Source organism: Escherichia sp. WS1152 (assembly GCF_046487665.1).
Lineage (GTDB): Bacteria > Pseudomonadota > Gammaproteobacteria > Enterobacterales > Enterobacteriaceae > Escherichia > Escherichia coli.
This window is the reverse complement of sequence record NZ_JBJQJA010000010.1, coordinates 85,009-102,243: the sequence shown is the minus strand read 5'-3', so window position 1 is coordinate 102,243 and position 17,235 is coordinate 85,009. Positions and strand designations below refer to the sequence as shown.

18 protein-coding genes are annotated in these 17,235 nt (G+C 50.4%); 14 read left to right on the top strand and 4 right to left on the bottom strand.

Annotated features, from left to right (window positions below; all coding sequences use genetic code 11):
- Positions 1 to 13: 13 nt before the first annotated feature.
- The 9 genes from citD (at position 14) to yldA (ending at position 7,466) form a co-directional block, all read left to right on the top strand.
- On the top strand, positions 14 to 310 hold the full coding sequence (gene citD, locus ACJHW7_RS16595; protein ID WP_000700703.1) for a citrate lyase acyl carrier protein: 297 nt from the start codon (positions 14 to 16) through the stop codon (positions 308 to 310).
- Positions 307 to 1,215, top strand: a complete 909-nt coding sequence (citE, locus tag ACJHW7_RS16590; RefSeq protein ID WP_000622357.1) for a citrate (pro-3S)-lyase subunit beta — start codon at positions 307 to 309, stop codon at positions 1,213 to 1,215. The genes citD and citE overlap by 4 nt, the downstream gene beginning before the upstream one ends.
- Positions 1,216 to 1,225: 10 nt before the next feature.
- Positions 1,226 to 2,758, top strand: coding sequence for a citrate lyase subunit alpha (citF, locus tag ACJHW7_RS16585; protein WP_000192245.1), 1,533 nt, complete (start codon positions 1,226 to 1,228; stop codon positions 2,756 to 2,758).
- Positions 2,759 to 2,761: 3 nt separating this feature from the next.
- Positions 2,762 to 3,313, top strand: a complete 552-nt coding sequence (citX, locus tag ACJHW7_RS16580; protein WP_000550403.1) for a citrate lyase holo-[acyl-carrier protein] synthase — start codon at positions 2,762 to 2,764, stop codon at positions 3,311 to 3,313.
- A complete protein-coding gene (gene citG, locus ACJHW7_RS16575) occupies positions 3,288 to 4,166 on the top strand; it encodes a triphosphoribosyl-dephospho-CoA synthase CitG (protein WP_000062457.1) in 879 nt (292 codons plus the stop codon). Before citX ends, citG begins: the two co-directional genes overlap by 26 nt.
- Before the next feature lie 50 nt (positions 4,167 to 4,216).
- Complete coding sequence (gene citT / locus ACJHW7_RS16570) at positions 4,217 to 5,680, top strand: citrate/succinate antiporter CitT (RefSeq protein WP_000050323.1); 1,464 nt, start codon at positions 4,217 to 4,219, stop codon at positions 5,678 to 5,680.
- A 113-nt stretch (positions 5,681 to 5,793) separates the two neighbouring features.
- Positions 5,794 to 6,600, top strand: coding sequence for a ribonuclease I (rna, locus tag ACJHW7_RS16565; RefSeq protein ID WP_001295857.1), 807 nt, complete (start codon positions 5,794 to 5,796; stop codon positions 6,598 to 6,600).
- Between the two features lie 228 nt (positions 6,601 to 6,828).
- On the top strand, positions 6,829 to 7,239 hold the full coding sequence (gene rnk, locus ACJHW7_RS16560; protein WP_000089731.1) for a nucleoside diphosphate kinase regulator: 411 nt from the start codon (positions 6,829 to 6,831) through the stop codon (positions 7,237 to 7,239).
- Between the two features lie 137 nt (positions 7,240 to 7,376).
- A complete protein-coding gene (gene yldA, locus ACJHW7_RS16555) occupies positions 7,377 to 7,466 on the top strand; it encodes a small membrane protein YldA (protein WP_000796528.1) in 90 nt (29 codons plus the stop codon).
- 3 nt (positions 7,467 to 7,469) lie between these two features.
- Here the strand turns inward: yldA and ACJHW7_RS16550 are convergent, their stop codons facing one another.
- Entirely contained in the window at positions 7,470 to 8,708 is a 1,239-nt protein-coding gene (locus ACJHW7_RS16550; RefSeq protein WP_000646142.1) for a zinc-dependent alcohol dehydrogenase, read from the bottom strand.
- Between the two features lie 220 nt (positions 8,709 to 8,928).
- On the opposite strand from ACJHW7_RS16550, the gene uspG reads away from it, so the two are divergent.
- On the top strand, positions 8,929 to 9,357 hold the full coding sequence (gene uspG, locus ACJHW7_RS16545) for a universal stress protein UspG (protein WP_000278505.1): 429 nt from the start codon (positions 8,929 to 8,931) through the stop codon (positions 9,355 to 9,357).
- Positions 9,358 to 9,477: 120 nt separating this feature from the next.
- Here the strand turns inward: uspG and ahpF are convergent, their stop codons facing one another.
- Entirely contained in the window at positions 9,478 to 11,043 is a 1,566-nt protein-coding gene (ahpF, locus tag ACJHW7_RS16540) for an alkyl hydroperoxide reductase subunit F (protein ID WP_000887629.1), read from the bottom strand.
- Positions 11,044 to 11,213: 170 nt separating this feature from the next.
- Positions 11,214 to 11,777 carry an alkyl hydroperoxide reductase subunit C gene (ahpC, locus tag ACJHW7_RS16535; protein WP_000052796.1) on the bottom strand — a complete coding sequence of 188 codons (564 nt, stop codon included), beginning with the start codon at positions 11,775 to 11,777 and terminating at the stop codon, positions 11,214 to 11,216.
- 371 nt (positions 11,778 to 12,148) lie between these two features.
- On the opposite strand from ahpC, the gene dsbG reads away from it, so the two are divergent.
- The 4 genes from dsbG to ACJHW7_RS16515 all read left to right on the top strand — a co-directional run bounded on the left by dsbG (position 12,149) and on the right by ACJHW7_RS16515 (position 15,975).
- Positions 12,149 to 12,895: a thiol:disulfide interchange protein DsbG gene (gene dsbG / locus ACJHW7_RS16530; protein WP_001342038.1), complete on the top strand. Its 747-nt coding sequence runs from the start codon at positions 12,149 to 12,151 to the stop codon at positions 12,893 to 12,895.
- 208 nt (positions 12,896 to 13,103) lie between these two features.
- The gene (gene citR, locus ACJHW7_RS16525; protein WP_000002452.1) at positions 13,104 to 14,006 is read left to right on the top strand and encodes a DNA-binding transcriptional repressor CitR; all 903 of its coding nucleotides are present in this window, start codon (positions 13,104 to 13,106) and stop codon (positions 14,004 to 14,006) included.
- Between the two features lie 146 nt (positions 14,007 to 14,152).
- Positions 14,153 to 15,373: a phosphoadenosine phosphosulfate reductase gene (locus tag ACJHW7_RS16520; RefSeq protein ID WP_000029824.1), complete on the top strand. Its 1,221-nt coding sequence runs from the start codon at positions 14,153 to 14,155 to the stop codon at positions 15,371 to 15,373.
- Positions 15,346 to 15,975 (top strand): IbrB-like domain-containing protein, encoded by a 630-nt coding sequence (locus ACJHW7_RS16515; RefSeq protein ID WP_072847848.1) that lies wholly within the window; start codon positions 15,346 to 15,348, stop codon positions 15,973 to 15,975. The genes ACJHW7_RS16520 and ACJHW7_RS16515 overlap by 28 nt, the downstream gene beginning before the upstream one ends.
- Here the strand turns inward: ACJHW7_RS16515 and ybdL are convergent, their stop codons facing one another.
- On the bottom strand, positions 15,976 to 17,136 hold the full coding sequence (gene ybdL, locus ACJHW7_RS16510) for a methionine-oxo-acid transaminase (protein ID WP_000183940.1): 1,161 nt from the start codon (positions 17,134 to 17,136) through the stop codon (positions 15,976 to 15,978).
- Positions 17,137 to 17,235: the final 99 nt, after the last annotated feature.

Genomic DNA, 17,235 nt, shown 5'->3' with positions numbered 1-17,235 from the left:
AAACAGGTGAAAAATGAAAATAAACCAGCCCGCCGTTGCAGGCACCCTTGAGTCTGGGGATGTGATGATACGCATCGCCCCACTCGATACGCAGGATATCGACCTGCAAATCAATAGCAGCGTTGAGAAACAGTTTGGCGATGCAATTCGCACCACCATTCTGGACGTTCTCGCCCGCTACAACGTGCGCGGCGTACAGCTGAATGTCGATGACAAAGGCGCACTGGACTGCATTTTACGTGCACGACTGGAAGCCCTGCTGGCACGCGCCAGCGGTATCCCGGCTCTGCCATGGGAGGATTGCCAATGATTTCCGCTTCGCTGCAACAACGTAAAACTCGCACCCGCCGCAGCATGTTGTTTGTGCCTGGTGCCAATGCCGCGATGGTCAGCAACTCCTTCATCTACCCGGCTGATGCCCTGATGTTTGACCTCGAAGACTCCGTGGCATTACGTGAAAAAGACACCGCCCGCCGCATGGTTTATCACGCGCTGCAACATCCGCTGTATCGCGATATTGAAACCATTGTGCGTGTCAACGCGCTGGATTCCGAATGGGGTGTTAACGACCTGGAAGCCGTCGTTCGCGGTGGTGCGGACGTTGTGCGTCTGCCGAAAACCGATACCGCTCAGGATGTTCTGGATATCGAAAAAGAGATCCTGCGTATCGAAAAAGCCTGTGGTCGTGAACCCGGCAGCACCGGCCTGCTGGCGGCGATTGAATCTCCGCTGGGCATTACCCGCGCAGTGGAAATCGCTCACGCTTCCGAGCGTTTGATCGGTATCGCCCTCGGTGCAGAAGACTATGTGCGCAACCTGCGTACAGAACGCTCCCCGGAAGGAACTGAACTGCTGTTCGCACGCTGTTCCATTTTGCAGGCCGCGCGCTCTGCGGGTATTCAGGCGTTCGATACCGTCTATTCCGACGCTAACAACGAAGCCGGATTCCTGCAAGAAGCCGCCCACATCAAACAGCTGGGCTTTGACGGCAAATCGCTGATCAACCCGCGTCAGATTGATCTGCTGCACAACCTCTACGCACCGACCCAGAAAGAAGTGGATCACGCCCGCCGCGTCGTAGAAGCCGCTGAAGCCGCCGCTCGCGAAGGCCTCGGCGTGGTTTCCCTGAACGGCAAGATGGTGGACGGTCCGGTTATCGATCGCGCCCGTCTGGTGCTCTCCCGTGCAGAACTTTCCGGCATCCGCGAAGAATAAGGCAATCAAAATGACGCAGAAAATTGAACAATCTCAACGACAAGAACGGGTAGCGGCCTGGAATCGTCGCGCTGAATGCGATCTTGCCGCTTTCCAAAACTCGCCAAAGCAAACCTACCAGGCTGAAAAAGCGCGCGATCGCAAACTGTGCGCCAACCTGGAAGAAGCGATTCGTCGCTCAGGTTTACAGGACGGCATGACGGTTTCCTTCCATCACGCTTTCCGTGGCGGTGACCTGACCGTCAATATGGTGATGGACGTCATCGCGAAGATGGGCTTTAAAAACCTGACCCTGGCGTCCAGCTCCCTGAGTGATTGCCATGCGCCGCTGGTAGAACACATTCGCCAGGGCGTGGTTACCCGCATTTATACCTCCGGCCTGCGTGGTCCACTGGCGGAAGAGATCTCCCGTGGTCTGCTGGCAGAACCGGTGCAGATCCACTCTCACGGCGGTCGTGTGCATCTGGTACAGAGCGGCGAACTGAATATCGACGTGGCTTTCCTCGGCGTCCCGTCCTGTGATGAATTCGGTAATGCCAACGGCTACACCGGTAAAGCCTGCTGCGGCTCCCTCGGCTATGCAATGGTTGATGCCGACAACGCAAAACAGGTCGTGATGCTTACCGAAGAACTGCTGCCTTATCCGCATAATCCGGCAAGCATTGAACAAGATCAGGTTGATCTGATCGTCAAAGTTGATCGCGTTGGCGATGCTGCAAAAATCGGCGCTGGTGCGACCCGTATGACCACTAACCCGCGCGAACTGCTTATTGCCCGTAGCGCTGCGGATGTGATTGTCAACTCTGGCTACTTCAAAGAAGGTTTCTCCATGCAAACCGGTACCGGTGGCGCATCGCTGGCGGTAACCCGTTTCCTGGAAGACAAAATGCGTAGCCGCGATATTCGCGCCGACTTCGCCCTCGGCGGTATTACTGCAACGATGGTTGACCTGCACGAAAAAGGTCTGATCCGCAAACTGCTGGATGTGCAGAGCTTTGACAGCCATGCTGCGCAATCGCTGGCCCGTAACCCCAATCACATCGAAATCAGCGCCAACCAGTACGCTAACTGGGGTTCGAAAGGCGCATCGGTTGATCGTCTCGACGTGGTGGTACTGAGCGCGCTGGAAATTGACACCCAGTTCAACGTTAACGTGCTGACCGGCTCTGACGGCGTACTGCGCGGCGCTTCCGGTGGTCACTGCGATACCGCAATTGCCTCTGCGCTTTCCATCATCGTCGCACCGCTGGTACGCGGCCGTATTCCGACTCTGGTGGATAACGTGCTGACCTGCATCACCCCGGGCTCCAGTGTCGATATTCTGGTCACAGACCACGGTATCGCAGTTAACCCGGCACGTCCGGAACTAGCAGAACGTCTGCAGGAAGCGGGCATTAAAGTGGTTTCCATTGAGTGGCTGCGCGAACGTGCGCGTCTGCTGACCGGTGAACCACAGCCGATTGAATTCACCGACCGCGTCGTTGCCGTTGTGCGTTACCGCGATGGCTCGGTGATCGATGTTGTGCATCAGGTGAAGGAATAAGCCATGCACCTGCTTCCTGAACTCGCCAGCCACCATGCGGTGTCAATTCCCGAGCTGCTCGTCAGCCGGGATGAAAGGCAAGCACGGCAACACGCCTGGCTCAAGCGCCATCCTGTTCCACTGGTCTCCTTTACCGTGGTTGCGCCTGGGCCGATTAAAGACAGCGAGGTCACACGCCGAATTTTTAATCATGGCGTGACCGCCTTGTGTGCCTTAGCCGCAAAACAGGGCTGGCAAATTCAGGAGCAGGCTGCACTGGTTTCCGCCAGCGGGCCGGAGGGCATGTTGAGCATTGCCGCCCCGGCTCGCGACCTCAAGCTCGCCACCATTGAGCTTGAACATAGTCATCCTCTCGGGCGGTTATGGGATATCGATGTCCTGACGCCCGAAGGCGAAATTCTCTCCCGCCGCGACTATTCACTGCCGCCTCGCCGCTGCCTGTTGTGCGAGCAAAGCGCAGCCGTCTGCGCGCGTGGAAAAACCCATCAACTGACCGATTTACTCAACCGCATGGAGGCACTGCTGAACGATGTCGATGCCTGCAACGTCAACTAAAACCACAAAGCTTGCGACGTCATTAATCGATGAGTACGCCCTGCTGGGCTGGCGCGCCATGCTGACTGAAGTCAATCTGTCACCGAAACCAGGCCTCGTGGATCGGATTAACTGCGGTGCGCACAAAGATATGGCGCTGGAAGATTTCCACCGCAGCGCGCTGGCGATTCAGGGCTGGTTACCCCGTTTCATTGAATTTGGTGCCTGTAGTGCAGAAATGGCACCAGAAGCGGTACTCCACGGATTACGCCCAATTGGTATGGCTTGCGAAGGTGATATGTTCCGCGCTACTGCGGGCGTAAACACGCATAAAGGCAGCATTTTTTCTTTAGGGCTGCTATGTGCGGCAATTGGCCGTTTGCTTCAGCTCAACCAGCCGGTAACGCCAACAACCGTTTGTTCTACGGCGGCAAGTTTCTGCCGTGGCCTGACCGATCGCGAACTGCGTACCAATAATTCACAACTGACGGCAGGTCAACGGTTGTACCAGCAGCTTGGCCTTACCGGCGCACGCGGTGAAGCCGAAGCGGGTTATCCACTGGTGATCAACCACGCCTTGCCGCATTACCTCACTCTGCTGGATCAGGGGTTAGATCCTGAACTGGCATTGCTCGATACCTTGCTCCTACTGATGGCGATCAACGGCGATACCAACGTTGCGTCGCGCGGTGGCGAGGGGGGCCTGCGCTGGCTACAGCGCGAGGCGCAAACATTATTGCAAAAAGGGGGCATTCGAACCCCCGCCGATCTCGATTATCTCCGGCAGTTCGACAGGGAGTGTATCGAACGAAATCTCAGTCCAGGCGGCAGTGCCGACCTGCTGATCCTTACCTGGTTTTTAGCACAGATTTAATTATTTAAGCACTTGATAAATTTTGAAATATTAATTTTCGGAGAACCCGTATGTCTTTAGCAAAAGATAATATATGGAAACTATTGGCCCCACTGGTGGTGATGGGCGTCATGTTTCTTATCCCTGTCCCCGACGGTATGCCGCCGCAGGCATGGCATTACTTCGCTGTGTTTGTGGCAATGATTGTCGGCATGATCCTCGAGCCAATTCCGGCAACAGCGATCAGTTTTATTGCGGTTACTATTTGCGTTATTGGCAGTAATTACCTGCTCTTTGATGCCAAAGAATTAGCTGACCCAGCGTTTAATGCGCAAAAACAGGCGCTGAAATGGGGTCTGGCTGGTTTTTCCAGCACCACGGTATGGCTGGTATTTGGCGCATTTATTTTTGCATTAGGGTATGAAGTTTCCGGGTTAGGTCGTCGCATTGCCCTTTTCCTGGTGAAATTCATGGGCAAACGCACGCTGACGTTGGGTTATGCGATTGTCATTATCGACATTCTGCTGGCACCGTTTACACCGTCCAACACCGCGCGTACCGGGGGTACGGTTTTTCCGGTCATTAAAAACCTGCCGCCGCTGTTTAAATCATTCCCGAACGATCCGTCCGCGCGTCGTATTGGCGGCTATTTGATGTGGATGATGGTCATTAGTACCAGTCTGAGTTCGTCCATGTTTGTCACCGGTGCGGCACCAAACGTGCTGGGTCTGGAGTTCGTCAGCAAAATTGCCGGTATCCAGATTAGCTGGTTGCAGTGGTTCCTCTGCTTCCTGCCGGTTGGGGTTATCTTGCTTATCATTGCGCCGTGGCTTTCCTACGTGCTGTACAAACCGGAAATCACACACAGTGAAGAAGTGGCAACCTGGGCGGGTGATGAACTGAAAACCATGGGTGCGCTGACACGCAGAGAGTGGACACTGATTGGCCTTGTATTGCTCAGCTTAGGTTTGTGGGTATTTGGCAGTGAAGTCATTAATGCTACTGCGGTTGGTCTGCTGGCAGTTTCGCTAATGCTGGCCCTGCACGTTGTGCCGTGGAAAGACATTACCCGCTATAACAGCGCATGGAACACGCTGGTCAACCTGGCAACTCTGGTTGTGATGGCTAACGGCCTGACTCGTTCTGGTTTTATTGACTGGTTCGCCGGTACCATGAGTACGCACCTGGAAGGATTCTCACCAAACGCAACGGTGATTGTACTGGTTCTGGTGTTCTACTTTGCACACTACCTGTTTGCCAGCCTGTCTGCGCACACCGCAACCATGCTGCCGGTTATTCTGGCCGTCGGTAAAGGTATTCCGGGCGTACCAATGGAACAACTGTGTATCCTGCTGGTGCTGTCTATTGGTATCATGGGCTGTCTGACGCCGTATGCAACCGGTCCTGGGGTGATTATTTACGGCTGTGGCTATGTGAAATCAAAAGATTACTGGCGTCTTGGCGCAATCTTCGGGGTGATTTACATCTCTATGTTGCTGTTGGTTGGCTGGCCGATTCTCGCTATGTGGAACTAATACGTTCGCCAAACGCTGAATAAATCATCACGCCCGCCAGGTAAGCCCACCTGGCGGGCTTTTTTATGATTTAATAGATAGTATTCAGTGTATGTATGAGTTCCACACCCATTATGAAAGCATTCTGGCGTAACGCCGCGTTGCTCGCGGTTTCTCTGCTTCCCTTCTCTTCTGCCAACGCCGTAGCGTTGCAGGCAAAACAGTATGGCGATTTTGATCGCTATGTCCTGGCCCTCTCCTGGCAAACCGGATTTTGCCAGAGTCAACACGATCGAAATCGTAACGAACGAGATGAATGTCGCCTGCAAACCGAAACGACCAACAAAGCTGATTTTCTGACCGTACATGGTCTGTGGCCAGGATTGCCTAAATCGGTCGCTGCCCGTGGTGTTGATGAACGCCGCTGGATGCGCTTCGGTTGCGCTACTCGCCCAATCCCGAATCTACCAGAAGCGCGCGCCAGCCGGATGTGTTCATCGCCGGAAACCGGATTATCACTGGAAACGGCCGCTAAACTAAGTGAAGTCATGCCAGGAGCTGGCGGACGTTCCTGCCTGGAACGCTACGAATATGCCAAACACGGTGCCTGCTTTGGTTTTGATCCGGACGCATACTTCGGTACGATGGTACGCCTGAATCAAGAAATTAAAGAGAGCGAAGCCGGAAAATTCCTTGCGGATAATTACGGTAAAACAGTGAGCCGCCGTGACTTTGACGCCGCCTTTGCCAAAAGCTGGGGAAAAGAGAACGTGAAAGCAGTTAAGCTAACGTGCCAGGGTAACCCTGCGTATTTGACTGAAATTCAGATCTCGATCAAAGCTGACGCCATCAACGCTCCGCTTTCTGCAAACTCATTCTTGCCACAACCTCACCCAGGTAACTGTGGCAAAACCTTTGTGATTGATAAAGCGGGTTATTAATCCTCTGATTTACAAAACACGCTAATTCGTCTTCCATAACCATGACGATTAAGAATTATACATAATGCGCTGCATTGAGGAATTCCCTGAATGTGACGCAAATCACTTCAAAGAGTGAGCAACAGTCAGTATCATCATGTGAGTTAAACCCTCGCCGCCTGACGGTGAGGGTTTTCTTTTGGGTATGTTTATCTGCGACACTCGCAGTACCGACGACATGGAGTAAAAATGTCCAGACCAACTATCATCATTAACGACCTGGATGCCGAACGCATCGATATTCTGCTGGAGCAACCCGCCTATGCTGGTTTGCCAATCGCCGACGCGTTAAACGCAGAGTTGGATCGCGCCCAAATGTGTTCGCCAGAAGAGATGCCACACGACGTGGTGACAATGAACAGCCGGGTTAAATTCCGCAATCTTAGCGATGGCGAAGTGCGTGTGCGCACGCTGGTGTATCCGGCAAAAATGACCGATAGCAATACTCAGCTTTCCGTTATGGCTCCGGTAGGTGCCGCACTGCTGGGGCTGCGCGTTGGCGATTCCATTCACTGGGAACTTCCGGGCGGCGTTGCAACCCACCTTGAAGTGCTGGAACTCGAATACCAGCCAGAAGCTGCTGGCGACTACCTGCTTTAATCCCATCTGCACAAGCGATAACTCGCTTTGCCCAGAGGATGCACGCGCATCCTCTTTACGCAAAATCAGCAATTTTTCCTGGTTCTCACTGTTCACTTTTGCTGCAAAATTATTCCGTTTCGTTTGTGGGAATAACCATGGCAGAAGCATTTTACATCCTGATAGGATTTCTGATTATGGCGGCGATTATCGTCATGGCTGTCCTTTACCTCGAAAACCACTCCTGACGATCATATTGTTCCCCCCGGCATCGCATTCACCAGACCTGAAACCGCCTTCTGCGCCGCCTCTGCGCTTTGTGCACCGGGTACCAGAATCACCTTACGGCACTCCTCTTCACGTTTTTCGAAAATCTCATATCCCCGGGCGGCCTCTTCAAACGGCATATAGTGGGTAACAATTTCTTCTGGTTTCAGTAATCCTTTCTCAATTAACGGTAATAATTCTCCCAGCCATGCGTGAACGTGGGTCTGTCCCATTTTAAACGTCAACCCTTTATCAAAGGCGTCGCCAAACAGGAAACCGTGAATAAATCCAGCGTAGACGCCCGGTACGCTAACAATGCCGCCACGCCTGACCGCCGCAATACACTGGCGCAACGCTTTACCGCTGCTGCCCTCCAGTTTCAGGTTAGTCAGCACCGTTTCCGTGGTGCTGCCTTTCGCTTCAAAACCGACGGCGTCTATTACTGCATCCACGCCCCGGTGACCTGCCGTTTGTTCAATAATTGACTGTGCCGGATCGCTATCTTCATCGAAATTAATCGGGATCGCGCCGTAGCGGTCAGCGGCGAAACGCAAGCGGTAGGGATGATGATCAACAACAAAAATCTGTTCCGCACCGAGCAACCGTGCACAGGCGATTGTCAACAATCCCACTGGACCGGCACCATAGACTGCAACGCTTGAACCTTGTTGGATCTGCGCATTTTTTGCTGCCTGCCATGCCGTTGGCAGAATATCAGAAAGGAAAAGGGCTTTATCATCTGAAAGCAAAGGCGGTACTTTAAACGGCCCCACATTCCCTTTAGGGACGCGGACATATTCCGCCTGCCCACCAGGAACGCCGCCATACAGGTGACTATAACCAAACAATGCCGCGGGAGCTGGTATCTGTTTTTTATTGAGCGCAGCGCCTTTACCCGCATTGGTATTTTCGCAGGCGGCATATTGCTGTAATCGACAGAAAAAACAGTCGCCACAAGCAATGACAAACGGAATTACCACCCGGTCGCCTTTTTGCAAATTTTTTACGTCCTTTCCGGTTTCAACGACTTCCCCCATAAATTCATGACCAAAAATATCGCCATGTTTAACCTGGGGTATTTTGCCTCGATAAAGATGGAGGTCAGAGCCACAGATCGCCGTTGCCGTAATACGCAGAATAATATCATCTGCCTGTTCAATGCCCGGATCGGGAACATTTTCTACCTGAACGTGATGTGGGCCGTGATAAGTCAATGCTTTCATGCAACCTCCAGAGACAGTTCAAAAAAGAGTCAGTCTTTAAGGGTAGCTATCACAGCGGGAAAACGGGCGGTACCGCAGGTTTTGGGAGAATTCCTGGTGTTCAGTGAGAATATATTAATCACAGAAACCGTTCGTAAGGAAAAAGAACCAGACAAATATCAGGGATAAATATTATAATCATGGCGAATGATTTGTTCATGATTAACAGGGAGAAAGGGTTATGTATAAGACAATCATTATGCCAGTTGATGTATTTGAAATGGAATTGAGCGACAAAGCTGTTCGCCACGCTGAATTCCTCGCCCAGGATGACGGAGTTATTCATCTACTTCACGTACTACCCGGGTCAGCCAGCCTGAGCCTGCACCGTTTTGCCGCTGATGTGCGTCGTTTTGAAGAGCATCTGCAACATGAAGCAGAAGAACGTCTGCAAACGATGGTCAGCCACTTCACCATCGATCCTTCCCGCATTAAACAACATGTCCGTTTTGGTAGCGTGCGGGATGAAGTCAATGAGTTGGCAGAAGAACTGGGGGCTGATGTTGTAGTTATTGGTTCTCGCAACCCATCGATTTCGACCCATCTGTTAGGTTCTAACGCCTCGAGCGTGATCCGCCATGCCAATCTGCCGGTGCTGGTTGTGCGTTAATTGCCAGAATAAATATCCCGCCCTGCCCGGAGCCATCCCGGCAGGGCTTTTTAATGCCATAAAAAAGCCGCCAGGTTTGACCCCGGCGGCTAAGCAATTGCAGGTGAATCTTACTTCTTCTTATGCAGTTTTGGTGCGAATCAGGTAGTCAAAAGCACTCAGAGAGGCTTTGGCACCTTCGCCAGTGGCGATGATGATCTGCTTGTACGGAACCGTCGTACAGTCACCCGCTGCGAATACGCCTTTGACGTTGGTTTCGCATTTCGCATCAATGATAATCTCACCCATGCGGTTACGTTCGACTGCGCCTTCCAGCCAGTTGGTGTTCGGCAGCAGACCAATCTGGACGAAAATACCGGCCAGTTCGATGTTGTGAATATCGCCGCTGACACGATCTCGATATTCCAGACCAACGACTTTGCTGCCGTCGCCTTTCACTTCCGTGGTTTGCGCATTCAGAATAATGTCGACGTTTTTCAGGCTGCGCAGTTTGTCCTGCAGAACCTGGTCGGCTTTCATTTCTGGCGCAAATTCGAGCAGCGTTACGTGCTCAACGATACCCGCCAGGTCAATTGCCGCTTCCACGCCGGAGTTACCGCCGCCGATAACCGCTACGCGTTTGCCTTTAAACAGCGGGCCGTCGCAGTGCGGGCAGTAGGTCACGCCTTTGGTGCGATACTGATCTTCGCCAGGAACGTTCATGTTGCGCCATTTTGCACCGGTCGCCACGATAATGCTGCGTGCTTTCAGTACCGCGCCAGAAGCTGTTTCAATCTGATGCAGACCACCTTCAACTGCTGCTGGGATCAGTTTGCTGGCGCTCTGGCTGTCGATCACATCAACGTCGTATTCATCAACGTGAACTTTCAGTGCGCCTGCCAGCTTCTGCCCTTCAGTCTTCGGTACAGAAATGTAGTTTTCGATATCAACGGTATCGAGGATCTGACCACCAAAACGTTCGCCCATCAGACCGGTACGGATGCCTTTACGTGCGGAGTAAATTGCTGCAGCTGCACCCGCCGGGCCGGAACCAACGATTAATACGTCATAAGCATCACGCTTGTTCAGCTCTTCTGCCGCACGTTTTTCCGCGCCCGTATCAATTTTGGCAACGATTTCAGTCAACGTCATGCGGCCCTGACCAAACTCTTTCCCGTTTACGAACACTGCCGGAACGCCCATCACGTTGCGATCGGTGATTTCGTTCTGGAAGGTGCCGCCGTCAATTGCAGTGTGCTTGATGCGCGGGTTCAGTACGCTCATCAGGTTCAGCGCCTGCACCACGTCCGGGCAGTTATGGCAAGAGAGCGAGTAATAGGTTTCGAATTCAAAATCACCGTCAATATGGCGAATCTGCTCCAGCAGAGACTGCGCTTCTTTCGACGGATGACCACCGGTCCATAGCAACGCCAGTACCAGCGAGGTGAACTCGTGGCCCAGCGGGGAGCCTGCAAAACGTGGCCCCTGGTTGGAACCTGGGTTGGTGATCAGGAAAGACGGCTTACGCACCGGCAAGCTGTTATCTTCTTTAAAGGTGACTTTGTCTGACAGTTCTGCGATTTCAGCCAACAGTTCCTTGATTTCTGCCGATTTAGCGCTGTCATCCAGCGTGGCAATTAACTCAACAGGCTTGGTCAATTTCTCAAGGTAAGCCTTGAGTTGAGTTTTCATATTTGTGTCGAGCATGTTTATCTCCTGGGCTTTAAACATCATCATGCAAGCGGCCTCTGCGGCTACCTGGATGCAGCTTGCATCATGGTGCGGGGAAGAAAATCGGGTGCCGCAGCACCCGAAGAATTAGGTGAATTTCCGAAGTATTTCGCGCCGGAGTTGGTAGCGCGAAAGACGAAGGAAATTTAGATTTTACCAACCAGGTCCAGAGACGGAGCCAGAGTTGCTTCACCTTCTTTCCATTTAGCCGGGCAAACTTCACCTGGGTGAGAAGCTACGTACTGTGCTGCTTTGATTTTACGCAGCAGGTCAGACGCGTCACGGCCAATGCCTTCAGCGGTAACTTCGATTGCCTGGATGATACCCTGCGGGTCAACAACGAAGGTCGCACGGTCAGCCAGACCTTCATCTTCACGCATGTTGTCGAAGTTACGGGTCAGGGCGCCAGTCGGGTCGCCGATCATCGCATATTTGATTTTAGCGATGGTTTCAGAGCTGCTGTGCCATGCTTTGTGGGTGAAGTGAGTATCGGTAGATACTGCGTATACGTCTACGCCCAGTTTCTGCAGTTCTTCGTAGTGGTCAGCAACGTCACCCAGTTCGGTCGGGCATACGAAAGTAAAGTCAGCCGGGTAGAAGAAGAAGACGCTCCAGCGGCCTTCGGTATCTTTTTCGGTGATTTCGATGAATTCGCCGTTTTTGAATGCCTGGTTTTTAAAAGGTTTAATTTTGGTGTTAATCAAGGACATCTATACTTCCTCCGTGTTTTCGATGAGATGTAAGGTAACCAATTTTTGCCGATTCGGCTAATGCGTTTCCATTATCAAATCGATAAGTTTTACCTTACAACCTTCGTAAGACAACTTTGTGAACTTTGCACCGCCAGCGGCGATAAAAAGTAAAATGGCCCCCTTTCCAGGTGACCGTGTAATCTGAACTACCCTTTGGTATCTTCAGTGCCTGCCTGCAGGCTGAGGTGTTGCCCTTACAAATGCAACAACGACATGGATTACAACACCCTCATAAACAAAGGGCAATCACCTGATCTAAGCTCTTACCTATGACAGTGATAGGTTATGCCTTTTACTCGACTTTTGCACTGACTGAAAAGGACAAATTAATGTTAAAAAAGATACTTTTACTGGCTCTGCTTCCTGCAATCGCCTTCGCAGAGGAACTTCCTGCTCCAGTAAAAGCGATTGAAAAACAGGGCATTACAATCATCAAAACATTCGATGCCCCCGGAGGAATGAAAGGTTATCTCGGAAAGTATCAGGATATGGGCGTCACCATCTACCTGACTCCAGATGGTAAGCACGCTATCTCTGGTTACATGTACAACGAGAAAGGTGAAAACCTGAGTAACACACTTATCGAAAAAGAAATTTACGCACCAGCCGGACGCGAAATGTGGCAACGGATGGAACAATCCCACTGGCTCCTCGACGGTAAAAAAGATGCGCCGGTCATTGTCTACGTGTTCGCCGATCCGTTCTGCCCATATTGTAAACAGTTCTGGCAGCAGGCGCGCCCGTGGGTAGATTCTGGCAAAGTGCAATTAAGAACATTGTTGGTTGGGGTTATCAAGCCAGAAAGCCCGGCGACAGCAGCGGCAATTCTTGCCTCCAAAGATCCCGCAAAAACCTGGCAAGAATATGAATCCTCTGGTGGCAAGCTTAAGCTAAACGTGCCTGCAAACGTAAGTACAGAACAAATGAAAGTGTTAAGCGCCAACGAGAAACTCATGGACGATCTGGGGGCAAATGTCACACCAGCGATCTATTACATGAGTAAGGAAAATACGCTGCAACAGGCCGTGGGGTTGCCCGATCAGAAAACGCTTAATATCATTATGGGGAATAAATAAAAGATAATTCATGGATGGTTGAAATACATCCCTGCTTTTCAACCATCCTAAAAAAGCATGAATTGCTCGCTCTGCCCTAAGTGGCTATGCTATTTTAGAAAAACTTAATCCTGAGTTAAGCAAAAAAATATAATCAATAAAAATATATACGCAAAAAACATTGATTAAGTGAATATACCATGGAAGAAAAATATAACCGGAGTAGTGTATGGCCAATCTCTACGACTTGAAAAAGTTCGACTTAAACCTTCTTGTCATATTTGAGTGTATTTACCAGCATTTAAGCATTAGCAAAGCTGCTGAATCACTATATATCACCCCATCAGCCGTGAGCCAGTCGTTACAACGCTTACGTGCGCAATTTAATGACCCTTTATTCATTCGCTCAGGAAAAGGTATCGCGCCGACGACAACAGGGTTGAATCTGCATCACCATCTTGAGAAAAACCTCAAAGGCCTTGAACAAACAATTAATATAGTCAATAAGTCCGAACTAAAGAAAAACTTTATTATTTACGGCCCTCAGCTCATTTCTTGCTCTAATAATAGTATGCTGATCCGCTGCCTACGGCAAGATGCCTCTGTCGAGATTGAGTGCCATGATATCCTCATGTCAGCAGAGAATGCTGAAGAACTGTTGGTTCACCGCAAAGCCGATCTGGTGATCACCCAAATGCCAGTGATCAGCCGTTCCGTCATTTGCATGCCATTGCATACGATTCGCAATACTCTAATTTGTAGTAATAGGCATCCACGAATTACTGACAATAGCACTTATGAACAAATTATGGCAGAAGAGTTCACCCAATTAATATCTAAATCAGCAGGGGTTGATGATATTCAAATGGAAATAGACGAGAGATTTATGAATCGCAAAATCTCATTTCGTGGTTCCTCTTTGCTGACAATCATTAATAGCATTGCAGTTACAGATTTACTGGGAATAGTCCCCTATGAACTTTATAATTCCTACCGTGACTTTCTTAATTTAAAAGAGATAAAACTAGAACATCCGTTACCTTCAATAAAGCTTTACATTTCCTATAATAAATCTTCTTTAAATAATTTGGTGTTCTCCCGATTTATTGACCGTCTAAATGAGAGTTTTTGATATATAACTACAGACAGCTACTATAACTTTCATCTATTTATTCACAGCGCGAATGAAAAATAAAACACTCTGCTTTACAGTGTTTACTTTATAATTAACAGACTTATCTCACTGATCACCCTGTAACGTTCAGAGAGCGTCTTCAGATGTCTATTTATAAAATTCCTCTTCCGCTCAATATTCTGGAAGCTGCACGAGAGCGTATTACCTGGACACTCAACACCCTACCCCGCGTTTGTGTCTCATTTTCTGGCGGCAAAGACTCTGGTTTAATGCTGCATCTGACAGCCGAACTTGCCCGACAAATGGGCAAAAAAATCTGCGTTTTGTTTATCGACTGGGAGGCGCAATTCTCTTGCACCATTAACTATGTTCAGTCCCTGCGCGAGTTGTACACCGATGTCATCGAAGAGTTTTACTGGGTTGCGCTCCCGCTTACGACGCAAAATTCCCTTTCACAATACCAACCCGAATGGCAGTGCTGGGAACCTGATGTCGAATGGGTACGTCAACCTCCCCAAGATGCGATAACCGACCCTGACTTTTTCTCCTTTTACCAGCCAGGCATGACCTTCGAACAATTTGTACGTGAGTTTGCCGAATGGTTTTCACAAAAACGTCCGGCGGCGATGATGATCGGCATCCGTGCGGATGAGTCCTACAACCGTTTTGTCGCCATCGCCAGTTTAAATAAACAACGTTTTGCCGACGATAAACCCTGGACTACGGCCGCACCAGGCGGTCATAGCTGGTACATTTACCCCATTTACGACTGGAAAGTGGCTGATATCTGGACCTGGTATGCAAATCATCAAAGTCTCTGCAACCCACTGTATAACCTAATGTATCAGGCAGGCGTTCCTCTGCGTCATATGCGAATTTGCGAACCTTTTGGCCCGGAGCAACGACAAGGATTATGGCTCTATCACGTTATCGAACCGGATCGCTGGGCTGCTATGTGCGCACGAGTCAGCGGGGTAAAAAGTGGCGGCATTTACGCCGGACATGATAATCATTTCTATGGGCATCGGAAAATCCTCAAGCCAGAACATTTAGACTGGCAAGAATATGCATTATTGCTGCTCAATAGCATGCCGGAAAAAACAGCTGAGCATTACCGCAATAAAATCGCCATTTATTTGCACTGGTATCAGAAAAAAGGCATCGAGGTTCCACAAACCCAGCAAGGGGACATTGGCGCGAAAGATATCCCCTCCTGGCGGCGGATATGCAAAGTTTTACTCAATAACGATTACTGGTGTCGGGCATTATCATTTAGTCCTACGAAAGCGAAGAACTATCAGCGTTATAACGAACGGATAAAAGGAAAACGTCAGGAATGGGGGATACTATGCAACAACGATTAACGCAGGATTTAACGCAATTTCTCGCCAGCTTGCCGGAAGATGATCGCATCAAAGCGATTAATGAAATCCGCATGGCGATCCATCAGGTTAGCCCCTTTCGTGAAGAGCCAGTGGATTGCGTTCTGTGGGTTAAAAACAGCCAACTTATACCTAATGATTACAACCCAAACAACGTGGCACCACCCGAAAAAAAACTGCTGAAAAAATCCATTGAAATAGATGGTTTTACCCAACCCATTGTGGTCACGCATACGGATAAAAATGCCCTGGAAATCGTGGATGGTTTTCACCGCCATGAAATTGGTAAAGGCTCATCATCATTAAAATTACGCTTAAAAGGTTATTTGCCGGTGACCTGTCTGGAAGGTACGCGTAATCAACGCATCGCCGCGACTATTCGTCATAATCGCGCTCGTGGACGCCATCAAATCACCGCCATGTCGGAAATCGTCCGTGAACTTAGCCAGTTGGGATGGGACGATAATAAAATTGGCAAAGAGCTAGGAATGGACAGCGACGAAGTGCTGCGCCTGAAGCAAATTAACGGCCTGCAAGAGCTGTTTGCCGACCGTCAATATTCCCGCGCCTGGACGGTTAAATAACTAAAGCTGGCGCAGGCGTTCAGCTGCTGCCAGCAACGTCGATTCCTTCTTGGCAAAACAGAGACGAATCAGTTTATGTGGGAAGGGATCGGCGCAAAACACCGACAGCGGAATCGCCGCTACGCCGTGCTCCTGCGTCAGCCACTGGCAAAACTCAACATCATCCAGGGTAGAAACCTCGCTGTAATCCACCAGCAAAAAGTATGTACCTTCACACGGTAAAATCTCCAGCCGGCTTTCATTTAAAGCATTCACCAGAATATCGCGCTTCTGGCGATAAAAGTCCGGTAACGCAAGATAATGCTCAGGTTCTGCACGTAGCATATCAGCAAGCGCCAGCTGTGCCGGGGTATTCACCGAAAAGGTCAGATACTGATGTACCTTGCGAATTTCGGCGCTGATGGGCGCTGGCGCAACACAATAACCCACTTTCCAGCCGGTCATATGATAGGTCTTGCCAAATGAAGAAACCGCCACTGCCCGCTCACGCAGCTGCGGATGCGCCAGCACACTGGCATGGCCCTGTTGTGAAAAGTTGATGTGCTCGTAGACTTCATCGCTAATGACAAAAATCTCGTGCCCGGCGATCGCCTGCCACAAAGCGGCGAAATCAGCCTGCTGCCAGACAGTTGCACTGGGGTTATGCGGAGTGTTGAGGATCACCAGTCTGGTGCGCTCGCTTAATAATGCGGCAAATTCCTGCCAGTCAACGCGAAAATGCGGTGGTTGCAGTGCCATACGCTTCACTATTCCCCCAGAAAGCGCGATGGCGGGGGAGTAACTGTCATAGCTGGGATCAAAACAAATCACTTCATCGCCATTGCGCACCAGTGCGGTAATCGCCGCGTATAACGCTTCCGTCGCCCCTGCCGTTACGGTGATATCGCTATCGGCATCTGGTTGATAGCCATACAAACGTTCCGTTTTCTGAGCAATCGCCTCGCGCAAGGCCTGCACGCCGGTCATGGGCGCGTATTGGTTTGCCCCCTGGGCAACGTGGTACGCCAGCCGCTCCTGTAAATAGCGCGGACCATCAAAATCAGGAAAGCCTTGCGACAGGTTAATCGCCTGGTGTTGCTGCGCCAGCGCGCTCATCTGGGTGAAAATAGTGGTGCCAAGTTGTGGAAGTTTGCTTTGTGGAATCAGAGGGTTATTTGTCATTTTTATTGTACCTGACGAAGTTGCGTGTTGAAGGCACTATAACACGATGCTAGTATTTGGCAATCAAGACGTTTAGATGTCTAAATAAAACAATAAGGA

What these genes read in the sequence shown, in the direction of transcription:
- citD (WP_000700703.1), top strand. Translation starts at nt 14, where the DNA reads ATGAAAATAAACCAGCCCGCCGTTGCAGGCACCCTTGAGTCTGGGGAT.
- citE (WP_000622357.1), top strand. Translation starts at nt 307, where the DNA reads ATGATTTCCGCTTCGCTGCAACAACGTAAAACTCGCACCCGCCGCAGC.
- citF (WP_000192245.1), top strand. Translation starts at nt 1,226, where the DNA reads ATGACGCAGAAAATTGAACAATCTCAACGACAAGAACGGGTAGCGGCC.
- citX (WP_000550403.1), top strand. Translation starts at nt 2,762, where the DNA reads ATGCACCTGCTTCCTGAACTCGCCAGCCACCATGCGGTGTCAATTCCC.
- citG (WP_000062457.1), top strand. Translation starts at nt 3,288, where the DNA reads ATGTCGATGCCTGCAACGTCAACTAAAACCACAAAGCTTGCGACGTCA.
- citT (WP_000050323.1), top strand. Translation starts at nt 4,217, where the DNA reads ATGTCTTTAGCAAAAGATAATATATGGAAACTATTGGCCCCACTGGTG.
- rna (WP_001295857.1), top strand. Translation starts at nt 5,794, where the DNA reads ATGAAAGCATTCTGGCGTAACGCCGCGTTGCTCGCGGTTTCTCTGCTT.
- rnk (WP_000089731.1), top strand. Translation starts at nt 6,829, where the DNA reads ATGTCCAGACCAACTATCATCATTAACGACCTGGATGCCGAACGCATC.
- yldA (WP_000796528.1), top strand. Translation starts at nt 7,377, where the DNA reads ATGGCAGAAGCATTTTACATCCTGATAGGATTTCTGATTATGGCGGCG.
- ACJHW7_RS16550 (WP_000646142.1), bottom strand. Translation starts at nt 8,708, where the DNA reads ATGAAAGCATTGACTTATCACGGCCCACATCACGTTCAGGTAGAAAAT.
- uspG (WP_000278505.1), top strand. Translation starts at nt 8,929, where the DNA reads ATGTATAAGACAATCATTATGCCAGTTGATGTATTTGAAATGGAATTG.
- ahpF (WP_000887629.1), bottom strand. Translation starts at nt 11,043, where the DNA reads ATGCTCGACACAAATATGAAAACTCAACTCAAGGCTTACCTTGAGAAA.
- ahpC (WP_000052796.1), bottom strand. Translation starts at nt 11,777, where the DNA reads ATGTCCTTGATTAACACCAAAATTAAACCTTTTAAAAACCAGGCATTC.
- dsbG (WP_001342038.1), top strand. Translation starts at nt 12,149, where the DNA reads ATGTTAAAAAAGATACTTTTACTGGCTCTGCTTCCTGCAATCGCCTTC.
- citR (WP_000002452.1), top strand. Translation starts at nt 13,104, where the DNA reads ATGGCCAATCTCTACGACTTGAAAAAGTTCGACTTAAACCTTCTTGTC.
- ACJHW7_RS16520 (WP_000029824.1), top strand. Translation starts at nt 14,153, where the DNA reads ATGTCTATTTATAAAATTCCTCTTCCGCTCAATATTCTGGAAGCTGCA.
- ACJHW7_RS16515 (WP_072847848.1), top strand. Translation starts at nt 15,346, where the DNA reads ATGGGGGATACTATGCAACAACGATTAACGCAGGATTTAACGCAATTT.
- ybdL (WP_000183940.1), bottom strand. Translation starts at nt 17,136, where the DNA reads ATGACAAATAACCCTCTGATTCCACAAAGCAAACTTCCACAACTTGGC.